Annotated in this window: 14 protein-coding genes and 1 other annotated feature; of the genes, 12 read left to right on the forward strand and 2 right to left on the reverse strand. The window is 41.2% G+C overall.

Features of this window, described 5'->3' with window-relative positions; translation table 11 throughout:
- Positions 1-95 precede the first annotated feature (95 nt).
- The 7 genes from mgtA (at position 96) to ENLAB_RS15870 (ending at position 11345) form a co-directional block, all read left to right on the forward strand.
- Entirely contained in the window at positions 96-2687 is a 2592-nt protein-coding gene (mgtA, locus tag ENLAB_RS15840) for a magnesium-translocating P-type ATPase (RefSeq protein WP_081118912.1), read from the forward strand.
- Positions 2688-3121: 434 nt separating this feature from the next.
- Complete coding sequence (gene pdhA / locus ENLAB_RS15845; protein WP_005231936.1) at positions 3122-4231, forward strand: pyruvate dehydrogenase (acetyl-transferring) E1 component subunit alpha; 1110 nt, start codon at positions 3122-3124, stop codon at positions 4229-4231.
- Between the two features lie 2 nt (positions 4232-4233).
- Positions 4234-5211, forward strand: a complete 978-nt coding sequence (locus ENLAB_RS15850) for an alpha-ketoacid dehydrogenase subunit beta (RefSeq protein ID WP_005230047.1) — start codon at positions 4234-4236, stop codon at positions 5209-5211.
- Positions 5212-5236: 25 nt separating this feature from the next.
- Positions 5237-6883, forward strand: coding sequence for a dihydrolipoyllysine-residue acetyltransferase (locus ENLAB_RS15855; protein WP_005236379.1), 1647 nt, complete (start codon positions 5237-5239; stop codon positions 6881-6883).
- Between the two features lie 7 nt (positions 6884-6890).
- Positions 6891-8297, forward strand: a complete 1407-nt coding sequence (gene lpdA / locus ENLAB_RS15860) for a dihydrolipoyl dehydrogenase (RefSeq protein ID WP_005230052.1) — start codon at positions 6891-6893, stop codon at positions 8295-8297.
- Positions 8298-8407: 110 nt separating this feature from the next.
- Positions 8408-8661: a binding site (T-box leader), on the forward strand.
- A 50-nt stretch (positions 8662-8711) separates the two neighbouring features.
- Positions 8712-9983: an O-acetylhomoserine aminocarboxypropyltransferase/cysteine synthase family protein gene (locus tag ENLAB_RS15865; protein WP_244351960.1), complete on the forward strand. Its 1272-nt coding sequence runs from the start codon at positions 8712-8714 to the stop codon at positions 9981-9983.
- Positions 9984-10145: 162 nt separating this feature from the next.
- The gene (locus tag ENLAB_RS15870; RefSeq protein ID WP_244351962.1) at positions 10146-11345 is read left to right on the forward strand and encodes an MFS transporter; all 1200 of its coding nucleotides are present in this window, start codon (positions 10146-10148) and stop codon (positions 11343-11345) included.
- Between the two features lie 545 nt (positions 11346-11890).
- Here the strand turns inward: ENLAB_RS15870 and ENLAB_RS15875 are convergent.
- Both ENLAB_RS15875 and ENLAB_RS15880 read right to left on the reverse strand, forming a co-directional pair.
- Positions 11891-12727, reverse strand: a complete 837-nt coding sequence (locus ENLAB_RS15875) for an alpha/beta fold hydrolase (protein WP_244351964.1) — start codon at positions 12725-12727, stop codon at positions 11891-11893.
- Positions 12728-13028: 301 nt separating this feature from the next.
- The gene (locus ENLAB_RS15880) at positions 13029-13553 is read right to left on the reverse strand and encodes a type 1 glutamine amidotransferase domain-containing protein (protein WP_077453782.1); all 525 of its coding nucleotides are present in this window, start codon (positions 13551-13553) and stop codon (positions 13029-13031) included.
- Between the two features lie 188 nt (positions 13554-13741).
- On the opposite strand from ENLAB_RS15880, the gene ENLAB_RS15885 reads away from it, so the two are divergent.
- The 5 genes from ENLAB_RS15885 to rlmD all read left to right on the forward strand — a co-directional run bounded on the left by ENLAB_RS15885 (position 13742) and on the right by rlmD (position 19475).
- Positions 13742-14647, forward strand: coding sequence for a hypothetical protein (locus ENLAB_RS15885; protein ID WP_244351967.1), 906 nt, complete (start codon positions 13742-13744; stop codon positions 14645-14647).
- Positions 14648-14855: 208 nt separating this feature from the next.
- Positions 14856-15128, forward strand: a complete 273-nt coding sequence (locus ENLAB_RS15890) for a UPF0223 family protein (protein WP_008381425.1) — start codon at positions 14856-14858, stop codon at positions 15126-15128.
- Positions 15129-15136: 8 nt separating this feature from the next.
- On the forward strand, positions 15137-15904 hold the full coding sequence (locus ENLAB_RS15895; protein ID WP_244351969.1) for an inositol monophosphatase family protein: 768 nt from the start codon (positions 15137-15139) through the stop codon (positions 15902-15904).
- Between the two features lie 129 nt (positions 15905-16033).
- Positions 16034-17863: a translational GTPase TypA gene (typA, locus tag ENLAB_RS15900; protein WP_200124991.1), complete on the forward strand. Its 1830-nt coding sequence runs from the start codon at positions 16034-16036 to the stop codon at positions 17861-17863.
- 244 nt (positions 17864-18107) lie between these two features.
- Positions 18108-19475 (forward strand): 23S rRNA (uracil(1939)-C(5))-methyltransferase RlmD, encoded by a 1368-nt coding sequence (gene rlmD / locus ENLAB_RS15905; protein ID WP_244351970.1) that lies wholly within the window; start codon positions 18108-18110, stop codon positions 19473-19475.
- Positions 19476-19601: the final 126 nt, after the last annotated feature.

A 19601-nucleotide genomic window follows, 5' to 3' on the forward strand; every position in this document is an offset into this window, starting at 1 on the left:
CATGGAATACCCCAGTCCCCAGATGAAACAGCGGAGTAGTTATCGAATCGCTAGGGGTGGCGTAAGCAACTCCTAAGTGCTAGGAGGAAAAAAAGATGTTAAAAAAACTATCGAAAGATCAAGAATTAAAATTACTGGCAAAATTGACCGAAAGAGAATTGCTGATGGAAATGCGGACATCTTTCCAAGGGTTATCGGAAGAAGATGCTGCAGAACGTTTGGCAGAGTATGGTCCAAACAAAGTGGATGCGCAAAAACCAACACCTGCTTGGTTGATGATCCTAGGTGCTTTCAAAGATCCTTTTGTGTTAGTTTTGGCATTATTAATGGTTATTTCTTTTGTAACAGGCGATATTGAAGCAGTGATCGTGATGGGAATCATGATTTTGGCAAGTGTCATGATTACTTTCGTCCAAGAATACCGTTCCCAAAAAGCAAGCTTAGCGTTAAAAGAACTTATTGAAAATACTTGTTCCGTCACTCGAGATGGTATCACGAGAGAAATTCCAATGGATGAAGTCGTTCCAGGAGACATCGTCACCTTAGCAACCGGCGATATGATCCCTGCTGATGCCATCTTGATTTGGACCAAAGATTTATTTATCAATCAATCATCATTAACTGGCGAGTCAATGCCAGTTGAAAAATTTGTGGATGCTGGGATCAAAGAAAGTGATGCCCAAATTTCAGCTTTAGACATGCAAGACCTCGTTTTCATGGGTACCGATGTCTTAAGTGGCCAAGGAAAAGCGATTATTTTGAAAACTGGTCAAAGTACATTCTTTGGTGATATTGCTAAAAATGCGACGACGAAACGCGGCAAAACAACTTTTGAAGATGGCTTAACGAAAGTCAGCAAACTATTGTTGCGAATGGTCATGGTGCTTTTCCCGATCGTATTACTGATCAACGGATTGACCAAGGGCGATTGGGGCGAAGCGTTGTTCTTCGCGATAGCAGTAGCAGTTGGCTTGACGCCAGAAATGCTACCAATGATCGTCACCAGCAACTTAGCCAAAGGGGCAATCTCTTTATCAAAAGAAAAAGTGATCGTCAAAGAATTGCCTTCTATACAAAACTTAGGCGCAATGGATGTTTTATGTACCGATAAAACGGGTACGATCACCGAAGATCGTGTTGTACTGGTACAGCATTTAAATCCATTTGGCGTAGAAGATAAACAAGTCCTTGATATGACGTATTTAAATTCTTACTATCAAACAGGGTGGAAAAACCTGATGGATATTGCTGTCTTAAACTACTATGAAGAAGAAGGATTGTCAGCGCCATTTAACGATGTGACAAAAATCGATGAGATTCCGTTTGACTTCTCACGTCGCCGCTTGACGGTTGTGGTCAATGCAGATGGTCATCAACTGATGGTCACTAAAGGGGCAGCCGAGGAAATGGAACAAGTCTGCAAGTATGTAGAAGTTGATGGCAAAGTGATGGAATTGACTCCTCAATTGAGAGAACAATTGCGTCAAGTGAATTTGCGCTTGAACAAACAAGGAATGCGCGTGTTGACTGTTGCTGTAAAACGGGATGCCCACGCAGATGCCGTTTATTCTGTAGAAGATGAACAAGACATGATCATGATTGGCTTTATGGGCTTCTTAGATCCAGCAAAAGAAACAGCAAAAACAGCGATTGCTTCTTTACACGGTCATGGCATCAATGTCAAAGTGCTGACGGGAGATAATGCGATCGTTGCGCAAAAAGTTTGTCGAGATGTTGGGATCGATGCAGATGAATACTTGTTAGGAACCGATATAGATCATCTGTCAGATGAAGAGTTAGCAGAGAAAGCTGCAAAAACCAATCTGTTTGCAAAATTAAATCCAATGCAAAAATCCCGAATCATTGAAACCATTCAAGCGGCAGGCCATACGGTCGGCTTTATGGGAGATGGCATCAACGATGCGCCTGCTTTACGCACGGCAGATGTTGGTATCTCGGTTGATACCGCAGCAGATATCACCAAAGATGCCAGCTCGATCATTTTATTAGAAAAAAGTTTGAATGTCCTTGATAAAGGAGTCATCGAAGGCCGCAAAGTATTTACCAACATGATGAAGTACATCAAAATGACTTTGAGTTCGAACTTCGGAAATGTGTTCTCGATTTTAGTTGCTAGTGCCTTTTTACCTTTCTTACCAATGTTGTCCATTCAACTGTTGGTTCAAAACTTGGTGTACGATATGGCCCAATTGACGATTCCATGGGACAACGTAGATAAAGAAGAGTTAGAAAAACCAGTTAAATGGCAAGTGGGTGGACTATTGAAGTTTACCGTCGGCATTGGACCTGTTAGCAGCATCTTCGATATTTTGACCTTCTTTATGATGTGGCATGTCTTTAGTGCAAATACCATCCAAGAGCAAGCCTTGTTCCAAGCAGGATGGTTTATGATTGGCTTAACGACACAAACCTTAGTCGTTCACATGATCAGAACGAGAAAATTACCATTTATCAAAAGTATCGCATCACCTGCAGTTTTGATTTCAAGTGTTCTAGCGATTGCAGTTGGCTTCTTGGTCATCTTGACGCCATTGCATACCGTCTTTGATTTTGCAGCACTGCCATCAAGTTACTGGCCATGGTATGTCGGTATCAATCTAGCTTATTTAGTAACAGTTGAGTTTGCGAAACGCATTTACATTCATGTCACGAGAGAATGGATTTAAAAAAACAGGTCGGCGTTCTTCCTAACAAGGGGAGAATCGCCGATCTGTTTCTTTTTATCCGTTCTCTGTATTATTTTTTTCTCATATTAAGAAATTTCTCTTAGATCCAAGTCGAATCTTTCACAAGTGATAATAAAAGGATTGTGCTTAATCTGTTTTGTATAATGATGATTGCTGTACTATTCTTAAATAAAAAAAAGAATCTGAAAAGAAAAAATCGAAGAAAGCGATTGCTTTAATGTGATTAATTTCACTAATGTTTTCTTAAGAGTTGCTACAGTGGGAATTCTTTTATTAAAAAAAATACCCTTTTCACTTGTCATTTTCGAAGTTAAATGATAATTTATAAGAGTAAATGAAATTTCGATAGTACAGATTTAAACCCTGTTACATACGAAAGTGAATTTTTATATCAGAGAGGAAAGTGTGTCAAGATGGCAAAAAAACAAAAAGCACTTGATTTCCAAGCGATTTTGGAGCAAGTCAATGCGGATTTTCCAACTTACCAAGCTTTGGACAAAGACGGGAAAATTGTAAATCAAGAGTTAGTACCAGATTTAAGTGACGACGAATTAGTTGAATTGATGACTCGTATGGTATGGTCTCGTGTATTAGACCAACGCTCAACTGCGTTAAACCGTCAAGGTCGTCTAGGTTTCTTCGCGCCAACTGCTGGACAAGAAGCAAGCCAATTAGCAAGTCAATTTGCTTTTGAAAAAGAAGACGTTTTATTACCTGGTTACCGTGATGTACCACAATTGATCCAACACGGCCTGCCATTGAAAGAAGCTTTCTTATGGTCACGTGGTCACGTTGCTGGGAACCTTTACCCAGAAGATTTAAAGGCATTGCCACCACAAATCATCATTGGTGCACAATACGTCCAAGCAGCCGGTGTTGCTTTAGGATTGAAAAAACGTAACAAGAAAAATGTAGTATTTACTTATACAGGTGATGGCGGTTCTTCACAAGGGGACTTCTATGAAGCAATCAACTTTGCAGGGGCTTACCATGCAAACGCTGTATTCTACATCCAAAACAATGGTTTTGCGATCTCTACACCTCGTGAAGTACAAAGTGCGGCACCAACCTTGGCACAAAAAGCTGCAGCAGCTGGGATCCCTGGTATCCAAGTTGACGGTATGGATCCATTGGCAGTGTACTATGTTTCTAAAGCAGCTCGTGAATGGGCAGCAAACGGCAACGGTCCTGTATTGATTGAAACCTTGACTTACCGTTACGGTCCACATACATTGTCTGGTGATGATCCAACCCGTTACCGTTCAAAAGACATGGACAGCGAATGGCAACAAAAAGATCCATTGGTACGTTTCCGTACTTACTTAACTGAAAAAGGACTTTGGTCTGAAGAAAAAGAAGAACAAGTCATTGAACAAACAAAAGAAGAAATCAAAGCAGCGATCGCTGAAGCGGACCGCGTGCCAAAACAAAAAGTTTCAGATTTCTTGAAAAACATGTTTGAAGTTCAACCACAAAACATTAAAGAACAAATTGCAACTTACGAAGCGAAGGAGTCGAAATAGTCATGGCACAAAAAACAATGATTCAAGCAATTACAGATGCCTTAGCTGTTGAAATGGAAAATGACAAAGAGATTTTAGTCTTTGGTGAAGATGTCGGTAAAAACGGCGGGGTTTTCCGTGCAACAGAAGGTTTACAAGAAAAATTCGGCGAAGATCGTGTCTTCGATACCCCTCTTGCTGAATCTGGTATCGGCGGCTTGGCTTTCGGTTTAGCATTAGAAGGTTTCCGTCCAGTTCCAGAAATCCAATTCTTTGGTTTCGTATTTGAAACCTTTGACGAAATCGTTGGTCAAATGGCGCGTACTCGTTACCGTATGGGTGGTACACGTAATTTACCAATCACTATTCGCTCACCATTTGGTGGCGGTGTGCACACACCAGAATTGCACTCAGATAACTTGGAAGGATTGATCGCTCAATCACCTGGTATCCGTGTCGTTATTCCATCAAACCCATATGACGCAAAAGGATTATTGATTGCTTCTATCCGCAGCAATGACCCAGTTGTTTTCTTAGAGCACATGAAACTTTACCGTTCATTCCGTGAAGAAGTGCCAGAAGAAGCATACGAAGTTCCTTTAGACAAAGCAGCAGTCACTCGTGAAGGTTCTGATGTTTCAATCATCACTTATGGTGCGATGGTTCGTGAAGCAATCAAAGCTGCTGACAACTTAGCAAAAGAAAACATCAACGCTGAAATCATCGACTTGCGTACAGTTGCTCCTCTTGATGTTGAAACAATCATCAAATCAGTTGAAAAAACTGGTCGTGTAGTTGTCGTTCAAGAAGCACAAAAACAAGCAGGTGTTGGCGCTCAAGTCGTTTCTGAAATTTCTGAACGTGCGGTTCTATCACTAGAAGCTCCAATCGGACGCGTGTCTGCACCAGATACGATCTTCCCATTCGGTCAAGCTGAAAACATTTGGTTGCCAAATGCAAAAGACATCGAAGACAAAGTGAAAGAAATCGTGAACTTTTAATAGTTGAAGAAGGGAAGAATAGAAAATGGCATTTCAATTTAAATTACCGGATATCGGTGAAGGAATTGCAGAAGGCGAAATCGTAAAATGGTTCGTCAAAGCAGGGGATACCATCAATGAAGATGATACCTTACTAGAAGTTCAAAATGATAAATCAGTGGAAGAAATTCCATCTCCAGTAACAGGAACAGTGAAAAACATCGTTGTCCCTGAAGGTACAGTCGCAAACGTTGGGGATGTCCTTGTTGAGATCGATGCACCAGGACATGAAGACAACGAAGGCGATGCAGGTGTAGCAGCAGAGTCTCAAACACCAGCAAAACCAGCGGCAGAACCTACAACGGAAACGGCTGAAGCATCAGCTGGTTCTTCTGAAGGCGCAGGCGTTTTCCAATTCAAATTACCAGATATCGGTGAAGGGATTGCAGAAGGCGAAATCGTAAAATGGTTCGTTAAAGCAGGAGATACCATCAATGAAGATGATACGTTGCTTGAAGTTCAAAACGACAAATCAGTGGAAGAAATCCCATCTCCAGTAACAGGAACAGTGAAAAACATCGTTGTTGCTGAAGGAACAGTTGCAAATGTTGGGGATGTTTTGGTTGAAATCGACGCACCTGGTCACAACAGTGCGCCTGCTTCATCAAGCGCACCTGCAGAAGCACCAAAAGAAAAAGTGGAAACTTCTGGTTCAGCAAGTGTTGTTGAAGCAGCAGATCCTAACAAACGTGTCTTGGCTATGCCTTCTGTCCGTCAATTTGCTCGCGAAAAAGATGTTGATATTTCTCAAGTATCAGCAACAGGTAAAGGCGGCCGTGTAACAAAAGAAGATATCGAAAACTTCCTATCAGGTGGCGGACAAGCTGCAAAAGCTGAAACTCAAGCTCCTGCGAAAGAAGAAACAAAAGCTGCAGCAACTGAAAGCAAACCAGCAGCTCCAGCAAAAGCCTTCAAATCAAACTTAGGTGATTTAGAAGAACGTGTTGCCTTAACACCTACCCGTAAAGCAATCGCTAAAGCGATGGTAAACAGCAAACAAACAGCACCTCATGTAACCTTGCATGATGAAGTTGAAGTAACAAACCTATGGGATAACCGTAAGAAATTCAAAGAAGTTGCTGCTGCAAACGGCACAAAACTTACTTTCTTACCATATGTTGTAAAAGCATTGACTGCAACAGTGAAAAAATTCCCTATCTTGAATGCGTCAATCGATGATGCAAAACAAGAGATCGTATACAAAAACTATTACAACATCGGTATCGCAACAGATACTGACCATGGGTTGTATGTACCAAACGTAAAAGATGCAGATCGTAAAGGCATGTTTGCTATCGCTGATGAAATCAACGAAAAAGCAAAACTTGCTCATGACGGCAAATTGGCTGCAGATGATATGCGTAATGGTACCATCACAATCAGTAACATCGGTTCAGTTGGTGGCGGCTGGTTCACACCAGTAATCAACTATCCTGAAGTAGCTATTTTGGGTGTAGGTACAATCGCGCAACAACCAATCGTAAACGCTGAAGGCGAAATCGTTGTCGGACGTGTGATGAAACTTTCATTAAGCTTCGACCACCGTATCGTTGATGGCGCAACAGCGCAACAAGCAATGAATAATATCAAACGTCTATTAGCTGATCCAGAGCTATTAATGATGGAAGGATGATTAACAAATGGTAGTTGGAGATTTTGCTGTTGAATTAGATACAGTTGTAATCGGTGCGGGACCTGGCGGCTATGTAGCTGCCATCCGCGCTGCTGAAATGGGACAAAAAGTAGCAATCATTGAAAGAGAATACATCGGCGGCGTTTGTTTGAACGTTGGTTGTATCCCTTCAAAAGCCTTGATCGCTGCAGGTCATCATTATCAAGAATCTTTGGATTCAACAATGTTTGGTGTAACAAGTGAAAATGTTTCCCTTGATTTTACCAAAACTCAAGAATGGAAAGACAACAAAGTCGTTAAAACATTAACTTCAGGTGTTGGTTTCCTATTGAAAAAACACAAAGTAGAAACGATTGAAGGAGAAGCTTTCTTCGTTGATGATCACACATTGCGTGTCATCCACCCAGATTCAGCACAAACATACTCTTTCAACAATGCAATCATCGCAACAGGTTCTCGTCCAATTGAAATCCCTGGTTTCAAATTCGGCGGACGTGTTCTTGATTCAACTGGCGGATTAGCATTAAAAGAAGTTCCTAAAAAATTCGTTGTTATCGGTGGTGGTGTCATCGGTTCTGAACTAGGTGCAGCTTATGCAAACTTAGGTGCAGAAGTAACGATCCTTGAAGGCTCTCCTCAAATCTTGCCAACCTATGAAAAAGACATGGTCAAATTGGTTGAAGAAGACTTTGCGAAAAAAGGTGTAACAGTCGTTACCAACGCAATGGCGAAAGAAGCAATTGACAATGGCGATAGCGTAACTGTGAAATATGCCGTAGATGGTAAAGAAGAATCAGTTACTGCTGATTACGTAATGGTTACTGTTGGTCGTCGTCCAAATACTGATGACATGGGCTTAGAACAAGCAGGTGTTGAAGTAGGCGAACGCGGATTGATCACGGTTGACAAACAAGGCCGTACCAACGTATCAAACATCTACGCAATTGGTGATATCGTACCTGGTGCTGCATTAGCACATAAAGCTAGCTACGAAGCAAAAATCGCTGCTGAAGCAATCTCTGGTAAAAAAGTTGCAGTTGATTACAAAGCAATGCCAGCAGTTGCCTTTACTGACCCAGAATTGGCTTCTGTCGGTATGACGATCAAAGATGCCAAAGATGCTGGAATTGAAGCAAAAGCATTCAAATTCCCATTCTCAGGTAACGGTCGTGCGTTATCTCTAGGAAAAACTGAAGGATTTATCCGCTTAGTAACAACGGTTGAAGACAATGTGATCATCGGTGCGCAAATTGCTGGTCTAGGAGCAAGCGATATGGTTTCAGAACTTGCTCTTGCTATTGAATCTGGCATGAACGCAGAAGATATCGCGTTAACGATCCATCCACATCCATCTCTAGGTGAGATCACAATGGATGCTGCTGAGTTAGCTCTAGGATTACCAATCCACATTTAAGCTTTGTGCAACTCGTTCATCATTTGGTGAACGAGTTTTTTTATCACCAGAAATAAAGCGATCTTATGCTATTGACAGAATCTTCTGGAAATGATACGATGCTCTTAATATTTCAACCGTTGATGAGGAAAGTAAATTGATTTGGCAAGCCTAGAGAGTCTTCGTAAGGTGCAAGAAGAACTTGTAGGATCAATCGAAAATGGCCTCTAAGGTGATCTTCTGAACTTGTACGAAAGATAAGGAGATCCGGGTGCGCCCTCTATCGCGTCAAAGTATAACGACGTTTATTTGTCGCGTACTTGCTGAGAAGCATGCTGAAAAGTCTGCTTGAATAAAGGTGGTAACACGTAAACACGTCCTTTGATATTTCGATATCAGAGGGCTTTTTTATTTGCATTATTAAGGAGGAATAGTATGACAGAAAGATTTGAGACGATTCAATTACACGGAGGACAAATACCAGATCCTACCACAGGAAGTCGCGCCGTACCCATTTATCAAACCACATCCTATGTGTTTGATGATGCTGACCAAGCGGCAGCGAGATTTAGTCTTGGTGAGAGCGGCAATATCTACACCCGTATTACCAATCCGACGACCGCGGTTCTAGAAGAACGATTAGCCCTATTAGAAGGTGGTGTCGGTGCGTTAGCTACGGCTTCTGGCTCAGCAGCGATCACCTATGCAATTTTAAATCTCGCGCAAGCAGGAGATCATATCGTTTCTGCTGCTTCAATTTATGGCGGTACCTATAATTTGTTTGCCCATACATTGCCAGATTTTGGCATCACCACAAGCTTTGTCGATAGTGAAGATCTGGCAGCACTAAAAGCAGCCATCCAAGAAAATACCAAAGCAGTTTTTCTAGAGTCTTTAGGTAATCCAGATATTGATATTGCCGACTTTAAAAAGATTGCAACGATCGCTCATGAAGCCGGGATTCCCCTGATCATTGACAACACCTTTGCGACTCCCTATCTGTTTCGAGGGTTTGAGCATGGGGCGGACATCATCGTTTATTCCACGACAAAATACCTCGGTGGTCACGGGGCTGCTTTAGGAGGGGCTATTATTGATAGTGGCAACTTTGATTGGACAAACGGCAAATTTCCCAAGCTGGTCGATCCCGATCATAGTTACCATGGAATCTCATGGGTAGAAGCCGCTGGTAACGCTGCCTATATCACTCGGGCCCGAACGATTCTTTTACGGGATACAGGTGCTGCGATTTCTCCCTTTAATTCATGGGTATTGCTTTTAGGCATCGAAACGCTTTCGTTGCGGATGGAACGTCATGTAGAAAATGCGCAACAAGTTGCTGAATTTTTAGCCAAGCACTCGGAAGTTTCTTGGGTTCATTTCCCAACCCTGCCGGACAGTCCTTATTTTAAGCGGGCGCAGGAGTATTTCCCCAAAGGGACCAGTTCGGTCTTTTCCTTCGGATTAAAGGGTGGGGCAGAAGCAAGCAAAACCTTTTGTGGCGCAACCAAGCTCTTCTCTTTGCTGGCAAATGTCGGGGATGCAAAGTCCTTGATCATCCATCCAGCTTCGACGACCCATTCACAGCTTAGCGTAGAAGAACTTGCAGCAGCCAAAATTCGTCCAGAGACGATTCGCTTATCCATTGGATTGGAAAACATCGATGATCTATTGGAAGATCTCACACAAGCTTTTCAACAGCTCTAAATAGTTGGATAAGTAGGAAAAGCGCAGGATACTATGCTGCGCTTTTTTGTTGTGGGTTAGTGTTTCAAATAAAACTGCGGTTTCTGTTGATAGAAGGATAGTAAATCCATCGGTTCTATGCTATATTTAGTTGCTAAGGAATATGGATAAGGTGGGGGATGTATGCGTAATCATGCAAGTGACAAGAGGATTCGGTTTTACTACACAAGTTTGCAATTTCTTTATTGGATGATGTTTTGCTCAATCTATGGCTTTGCGACACTCTTTTTGATTTATTTCAAGGTCGATCCGGCAAAAATTGGCGGTATTTTAGCCCTAGTCAATATTGCGTCTACGATTTTGCAGCCCTTCATCAGTCAAGTCATTATCAAAAAAAGCAAAGTACCGCTGATCGTTGTATTGAAGACGATGACAATCGGCGTGGTCACGGTGCTCTTAGCAGGTGTGATTTTCCCTGCATTATCGATACTGACTTATGTTTTAGGAGGGATTTTGCTCGTTTCCATGCAGTCCTTTCTCAACGCCTTGGCATTTGAATACACGAATAGCGGCAACAAAATCAATTTTGGCTTTTCGCGTGCGGGTGGATCACTAGGATTTGCGGGGACCTCCTTTTTACTGGGGCAGCTCTTGGAGGAGTTTTCGGCAGCCCTTTTGCCAATGATTGCTATCGGGCAGGCCGTTTTGTTTCTCATTATTTTGCTTTTGCTGCCAGCGATCAAGAAGCCAGAAATGCCCGTGATGCTTACAGAACAAAGGCATTCAGGTGCCTTTTTGAAAAAATATCCTTTTTTACTCTTTCTCTTTGTCGGGTTTAGCTTTCTCTTCAGCTTCCACACGATGATCAACAGTTTTTTGGCACAAATTTTTGCCGATATTGGCGGTGGCAGTAAGGAAGTTGGCATCGCCCTGATGATTGCGGCGTTATGTGAATTGCCAGGCATGATTTTCTTTGAACAGTTAGTGAGGATACGGTCTAGTCGTTTTTGGCTGTTGCTGTCCAGTGTTGCCTTTGCCATTCGTGGGGTGCTGATGCTGTTGATCAGCTCCATCATCCTGATGGAAATGAGCCATTTGATGCAAGGGATTAGTTTTGCTTTGTTTATTCCAGCTTCGGCTTATTTGTTCAACCATAGTTTGGCAGATGAAGATCGGGTTTTTGGACAAACGATTATTATCATTGCTACCACGATCGGTGGCGTGATCGGCAATCTTTTGGGCGGGATGCTGATCCAAAGCTTCGGTGTCTGGGAAATGCTTTTGATTGGGACTGGGTTTGCCGTTTTGGGTGCTGCATTGACCTTTATCGGTGTGAAAAAAATCCCTAAAAGCGACAAGAAATTAGCGATCGTAAGCGAATGATCGATAGGTAGAAGTGTCTATGGTAAATAAATGTGGCTGAATAGGTTTAATGGTATCGTAATTAAATATAGAAGCAATTATCTGTTTAAGACTTCCATTCTCTTTCAATTAATTGTTAAAGTATAATATATAAATAGTTGGATAGATGTTTCATATTGAAAGTTAAAATAAAGATTATTTGTTACCGAGTAGATAAATTACGTGAGGTCAAAAAAAACTCTACCATTGAATCAGTTATTTGGAAAAGGCGATAAAGAAAATGTTTGAAGAAGATTTTTCTATCGCAAAGATAGCTTATGTCCTTGAGAACATTTTCGAACATGAAGAATGGGCAATTTTAGAGTGGCGTGACCTTTTAGGTTTAAAAAGTTGCGTTTTTTACAAGTAGTATATGATAAAACTTTATTTCAAAGAGACTGCTGAGACTTGCTATCTTTCTTAAAACAGCATAACGTGCCTATTGAATCAAATATGCATTAAAGGAAGTATACTGGCTCTCCGTATGATTAAAATAAATACAAATAGGAGTTAACAAAGAGAAGCGCTCATTGTTTCAAAAACCAATGATATACATGTTTGCAAAATAACTCGCTGTCTATAAAGTAGCTATTATGGATCCCATTAATTTCTACTAGCTTTTTGGGACATGTTAAGGATTGATAATAATCATCAAAGTATTGTGTAGAGAAATATCTGTCATGTAATACCTTAAAAACAAGTGTAGGTACAGTCACACTTGTTTTTATGACACTATCGGTTGCAACAAAACATTCTGTCAATGCTAACAATAGTCTTGAATCAGTTTTCCAAATATCAGGATATTTCTCTGTTAATTTTTCATAATATGCGTTGTCCTCTTCATGTCTATAGCCTTGATATTTTGGTGGTGGCAACGTAATCTTTACATTTGGCAAGTACCGTAAGAGAAAAGAAAGTACTTTTGCGATAAGATAGGGAGTTCCTCTCATACCTCTAGCTGTATCTTGATAAAGAGCACAGGAAAATTGAGCAAAGCTCTTTATTTTACTACTAGTTGTTACATAGTATTGAGCAAAAATTCCACCAATACCCGTATTACCGTACAAATGAATATTTGACGAGAAATGGGTTTCAATATAAGTTATAACAGAATCTAAGTCTTTAACTATGGACTCTCGAGAGAACTCTTTTTTACTACCTCCACTTTTTCCTGTTCCAGAAAAGTCAAAAGCAAAGACATTAACAGGATAATTTTCAAATGGTCTGTATGCTTTTTGTATTTCTAAAGTAGTCACGATTGGTGTATGGGTAACAATAATATTCATAGCCGTTTTACTTGTAACGTATGCATTACAAAACAAAGGGGTTTCACCATTTGGTATTTCTATATATTTCCAACTCATTATCCATCTCCTTTACTTTCTTTGTCTTTTTATTACATACTAACTATAAACAAATTTTATCACAAAAGCAGCAATGGAATATGTTCAACAATATGGTTTTCGCCATTGTTTAACGTAGTCTTGATAATCTTTATCACTTCTTGGGTATCTAGGAGTTACCTAAATTTTTTTACCCTATTAAGAAGCAGGTCCTTTAAAAAATTACCGTAAAATAAACACTTTATTAAAACTTAGGCTTAAAAAAAAGAGTTGCGGCCGTATTTGCTTCGGTCGCAACTCTTTTGAATCTGATCAACGGGTACTATTTCTTTTCTAATACAGCGATAAATTCCCGCATATAGTCTGGTAGATCTGGGGGACGGCGGCTGGAAACGATATGTCCATCCGTAACAACAGGTGTATCGACCCATGTGGCTCCAGCATTTGTCATATCATCTTTGATGCCTGGTGTACTGGTGACCGTCTTGCCTTGCAGGATATTCGCAGAAATCAAGACCCAGCCTGCATGACAGATTTGACCAATGATTTTTTGGTCTTTGTCCATCGTTTGCACGAAAGAGATGACCTCTGGGAAACGTCGTAATTTATCAGGCGCCCAACCACCTGGAACTAAGATGGCATCGTAGTCATCGGCATGAATATCAGAAAAAGCAAAGGCTGATTCTGCGGGTACGCCGTATTTGCCAATATACGTTTTATGCGCTTCTTCACCGACTAAATCGACTTGTGCGCCTTCTTCCCGTAACCGATGGACCGGATACCACAGTTCTAAATCTTCGAAATCATTGTCGACTAAGGCAATGATTTTTTTGTTTTCTAAACGCAAGAGAATTCCTCCTTTTTCTTGTTATTCTTACTGTAACATCATGCAAAGAGAAACACCAAAAGTATGCTTCTTAAAAAATGCCAAGGAGCTATTTTGAGAATGGTCATTCAGAGCAATGGTAATGATGTAAGCGTTGTAATCACAAGGAAAGTAAGAGATAATGAGAGAAAGCCAAAGGAGGCGAAGATGTGGAAGCATTCGAAAAAGCTCGAAAATTTATTTACAAAAACGCGCGCCCTGTAGACCTTGCTCGTTGGCAGTACCATTTTGAAAATGGATCTCGCGAGGCTGTCTTACAGGCGTTACAAGTCTACCAAAATGAAGATGGGGGGTATGGGCATGGTTTGGAACCTGATCATTGGAATCCCAACAGTACACCAATTGCAGTGTGGGAGGCATGTCGAATTTTAAGAGAGCTTGAATGCCTTCATTCGACAAATCCACAAGTCCAAGGGATTCTAAGGTATTTAGCTAGTGGAAAAGAATTTTCTGAAGGGAAATGGTTCAACCAAGTGCCGTCAACGGTATCCTATCCGCATGCGATTTGGTGGGAGAGTCCTGTGGGCGTGCCAGCAGACAACCCAACGGTCAGTCTAGCTGGTACGATCTTAAGAACAGGCGAAACGACCCTCTACCAAAAAGCACAAGCAATCGCCGAAACAGCAGTTGCAAGTTTTCTTAATGAGCCAACCAGTGAAATGCACACATTAGTCGTCTATCTAGAATTATTACAAGACTGTGAAGAAATCCAGTATCAGCCTGTTTTAGCAAATGATCGCTTTCGCGAGATCTTATTCCAGCAAATTCGCCATACAGTCTCAAACGAGCCAGAAGAGTGGTTCACATCTTATGTCAGCAAACCTTCAAATTTTTTCTTTACAAGAGAGCAGCTGCTTGGGATCTTTAGTGAAGAATTATGTAAAAAAGAAGCTCAAAAAATTTTAGAACACCAACAAGCAGACGGATCATTTGTCATTCCATGGCAATGGGGAACGGATTACCCAGAGTTTTTCATTAGTAAACAGTGGTGGAAATCAATTGCTATCATAAAAAATTTTTTGTTTTTGCGGGCTTTTCTAGACGAACCTTTTTGAAATCGGCCATCTTTTAATCAGCGATCTCGTTGAAAGAACAAAGGAATTTCCTTCTTATTTGAGATTCATGGAGTTCAGCTTCTAAAAATCCCAATAGTTTGTAAACAAGAGGTACATTCATTGCCAGGATGTACCTTTTTTTGCAGTGGAGGCTCTGACCTATTTTCAATTTTGTGGTACACTGAATAAGATGAATAGGAGTGGTAATATGCGGGATTATCAATATCCTCTGGACTTAGATTGGTCGACAGATGAAATGGTCGTCGTCATGAAGATGTGGGAACGGTTAGAACAAGCCTATGAAAAAGGCCTTCCTAGTAGTACGTTTCTTGAGGCGTATCAAGCCTTTAAAAAAGTCGTTCCCAGCATTGGCGAGGAACGCCGTTTAGGTAGAGAATTTGAAGAACTATCAGGCTATTCGTTATACCATGCCGTGCAGGCAGCGAAAAAGACTGAGGGAAAACTAAAAATGAAAGGATAGATCAACGAATGCATGAAATCGTTAATGAAGTTCGCCAGTGGATGATCGCTGCAGGTGAAACGATCAAAGACAATTTAAATAAAGAAGACTTAGTGGTCGAGACAAAATTAGGACGGAAAGACTTAGTGACAGAATTGGATAAAGCCACGCAAGATTTTCTGATTGGTAAGATCCAATCCTATGATCCGGATGCCAAAATTTTAGGTGAAGAAAACGGACTGGACACACTTGCCGACATGAGTGGGCGGGTCTTCATCATTGATCCGATCGATGGAACGATGAATTTCGTGTTAGAAAAAGAAAACTTTTGTATCATGATCGCGATTTACGAAGAGGGCAAAGGGCGCTTTGGCTTTGTCTATAATGTCATGAAAGATGAATTCTTATGGGGTGGTCCAGAGATTGGTGTCTATAACAATGGCAAGAAGATCGAACCGCCGAAAGATATTGCCTTATCCGAAGGTCTCGTTGGCTTGAATTCACCCATGTTGATCCATAACCGCCACCACGAAACCGAGGTCAGTGACAAAGCATTAGGCATTCGTATGACTGGCTGTGCTGGGGTAGAGCTGATCGCCCTCGCTAAAGGACAAAGAGCAGGCTATCTTTCTCATCTTGCGCCATGGGATTATGCGCCAGGGGGCGTTTTGTTAGAAACCCTTGGATTAAAAATGGCAAACATCAAAGGTGAGCCATTATCCCTGAATGGACGGGAATTGTTTGTCGGCGGTACACCGAAAGCTTTTGAAGAATTATTGGCGATCGTCAATCAATAAGAAAAAACCAGATATTTTTTTAATATCTGGTTTTTTCTGTAAAAATGAAAACTTTGCACTATATTTCAGAAAGAAATTCTGGTATAATGGCTTGTCGAGTGCAATGTCACCAAAAAAGGAGTTTATAAATTGAATATTAGAAATGATATCCGCAACGTCGCTATTATTGCCCACGTTGACCACGGAAAAACTACATTAGTTGATGAATTATTGAAACAATCTCAAACGTTAGATAGCCATACCCAATTACAAGAACGGGCGATGGATTCAAATGCGATCGAAAAAGAACGTGGTATCACGATCTTAGCGAAAAATACAGCGGTTGAATACAACGGTACAAAAATCAATATCATGGATACCCCAGGACACGCGGACTTCGGTGGTGAAGTAGAGCGGATCATGAAAATGGTCGATGGTGTTGTTTTAGTTGTTGATGCTTATGAAGGAACGATGCCTCAAACACGTTTCGTATTGAAAAAAGCGTTAGAACAACACTTAGTGCCAATCGTTGTTGTTAACAAAATCGATAAACCATCTGCTCGTCCTGAGCATGTTGTCGATGAAGTCTTAGAACTATTTATCGAATTAGGTGCCGACGATGACCAATTGGACTTCCCAGTGATCTACGCTTCAGCGATCAACGGAACTTCAAGTGAATCAGATGATCCTGCTGATCAACAAAAAACGATGGCACCATTGTTTGATACGATCATCGAACATATTCCAGCGCCAATCGACAACAGCGATGAACCATTGCAATTCCAAGTATCATTGCTTGATTACAATGACTACGTTGGACGTATCGGTATTGGCCGTGTCTTCCGCGGATCAATCAAAGTCGGCGACCAAGTTGCATTGATGAAATTAAACGGAGAAGTTAAAAAGTTCCGTGTGACGAAACTTTTCGGTTTCTTCGGATTGAAACGTTTAGAAATCCAAGAAGCCAAAGCCGGTGATTTGATTGCTGTTTCTGGGATGGAAGATATCTTCGTTGGTGAAACTGTTACACCAATCGATCATCAAGATTCATTACCTGTTTTACACATTGATGAACCAACATTGCAAATGACCTTTATCGTGAACAATTCACCATTTGCGGGTCGCGAAGGAAAATTCGTAACCGCTCGTAAAATTGAAGAACGCTTAATGGCGCAATTGCAAACAGACGTTTCATTGCGTGTGGATCCAATCGGACCTGACTCATGGATCGTTTCTGGACGTGGCGAACTTCATTTGTCAATTTTGATCGAAAATATGCGTCGTGAAGGCTTTGAATTGCAAGTTTCTCGTCCAGAAGTTATCGAACGCGAAATCGATGGCGTGAAATGTGAACCATTTGAACGAGTGCAAATCGATACCCCAGAAGAATACATGGGATCAGTAATCGAATCATTGGGAATGCGTAAAGCAGAAATGCAAGATATGATCAATACAGGGAATGGACAAGTTCGAATCATTTTCTTGGCACCAGCTCGTGGCTTGGTTGGTTACACGACTGAATTCCTCTCAATGACTCGCGGTTACGGCATCATGCACCATACCTTCGATCAATATTTGCCAATGATCCAAGGACAAATTGGCGGTCGTCATCAAGGCGCACTTGTATCGATCGACACAGGAAAAGCAACGACCTACTCAATCATGAGTATTGAAGAACGTGGAACGGTCTTCGTTGAACCAGGTACCGAAGTGTACGAAGGAATGATCATTGGTGAAAACTCTCGTGACAAAGACTTAACGGTCAATATCACGAAAGCAAAGCAAATGACCAACGTCCGTTCAGCAAACAAAGACCAAACCTCAGTTATCAAGAAACCTCGCATTCTTTCATTGGAAGAATCGTTGGAATTCTTGAACAAGGATGAATACTGTGAAGTGACGCCTGAAAGCATTCGTTTGAGAAAACAAATCTTGAACAAGAGCGAACGGGAAAAAGCACAGAAAAAGAAAAACAACTGATAACTAAAACAGTGATCGAAAGTTTTAAACACTTCTGATCTGTTCGATTTTCCGAAGGATGGAAAAGGGATTGCTCCTGTGTTGCAGCGGCTCTTCGCCGCAGGACCCAGAAAAAGCAATCAGCCGATTTCCCTCCTTCGGTTCTTTTTTGCTCGAAGTCAAGTTGAACCGTTAGAATAAGCACCGCTTGCAATTTCGACCATTCCTTTTTAAAATGAAGAAAGCAAGCACAAAGGAGAAATCTATGAAAAATTATCCTGTAAAAAAGAATCAGGAACTTGAAGTCGATATTTTGGATCTTTCCCATGAAGGAAATGGGATCGCCAAAGTCGATGGTTACCTATTGTTTATTGAAAACACCCTGCCAAATGAACGTGCCTTAGTCAAAGTATTGAAAGTCGGCAACAAATTTGGTTTTGCCAAAGTGATGAAACTGTTGCAAGCAAGTCCTGATCGGCAAGAATTACCGAATGAAGCATTGTTGCGCACCGGGATCGCTCCATTGAGTCATTTGAGCTATGACAAACAATTAGCCTTCAAACAGCAGCAAGTAGAGAATGTTTTGGCTAAAATCGCCAAATTGCCTGAAATCACAGTCAATGCGCCAATTGGGATGGAAAAACCATTCGGTTACCGTAACAAGGCGCAAATCCCTGTGCAAAAGATTCATGGAAAATTAACGACTGGATTTTACCGTAAAAACAGCCATACTCTGGTACCGATCGAAGACTTTTATATTCAAGATCCAAACATCGATCAAGCAATCATCAAAGTCAGAGATATTTTGCAGCGTTTCAATGTCAAAGCCTACAATGAAGAAGCCCATGAAGGGTTCTTACGCCATATTGTCGTGCGTCGTGGGCATCACTCAGGTGAAATGATGGTCGTATTAGTGACACGTAAACCGAAATTCTTCAAAGGAGAAGAAATCGCGGAAGTGATCCACGAAGAGATTCCAGAAGTTGTTTCTGTCATTCAAAACATCAATGAAGAAAAAACCAATGTGATCATGGGCGAGTTCGAGCGTGTCTTGTATGGCAAGTCATCGATCGATGATCAATTATTAGGCAAAACCTTCCAAATCTCAGCGAAATCTTTCTACCAAGTCAACACAGCGCAAACGGAAGTCTTGTATCAAACCGCCTTCGAGATGGCACAACTGTCTGAAAATGATATCGTTGTGGATGCCTATGCAGGAATCGGAACGATCGGGATCAGTTTGGCTGATCGCGTGAAAGAAGTGTTAGGGATGGAAGTCATTCCTGAAGCAGTGAACGATGCCAAAGCCAATGCCAAAAGAAATGGTGTCGAAAACGTGCATTACTTTATCGGTAAAGCCGAAAAAATCATGCCGCAATGGCTACGTGAAGGCATTCAACCAACGGTCGTCTTCGTTGATCCACCTCGCAAAGGTTTAGATGCCAGCTTTATTGAAACGACCGCTGCAGTTAAACCAGAGCGCATCGTTTACATTTCCTGCAATCCAGCAACCTTGGCTCGTGACCTCGCGTTGTTTGAAGAAGAAGGGTATGTGACAAAAGAAGTCCAACCTGTTGATTTGTTCCCACAAACGACCCATGTGGAGTGTGTCGTGTTGTTAGAACGTCGTTAAGAAATAACAAGTTTTTTCAGCAATTTTGACCGTGAGTTCTTTTTATGGTAATTGTCATAAAGTCTTACGATAACAAAGTTACTAGAGAAGGCGAATCAATTGAGAAATAAGCAACTATAACCCATT

This window comes from Enterococcus innesii, from assembly GCF_022846515.1.
GTDB classification, from domain to species: domain Bacteria; phylum Bacillota; class Bacilli; order Lactobacillales; family Enterococcaceae; genus Enterococcus_D; species Enterococcus_D innesii.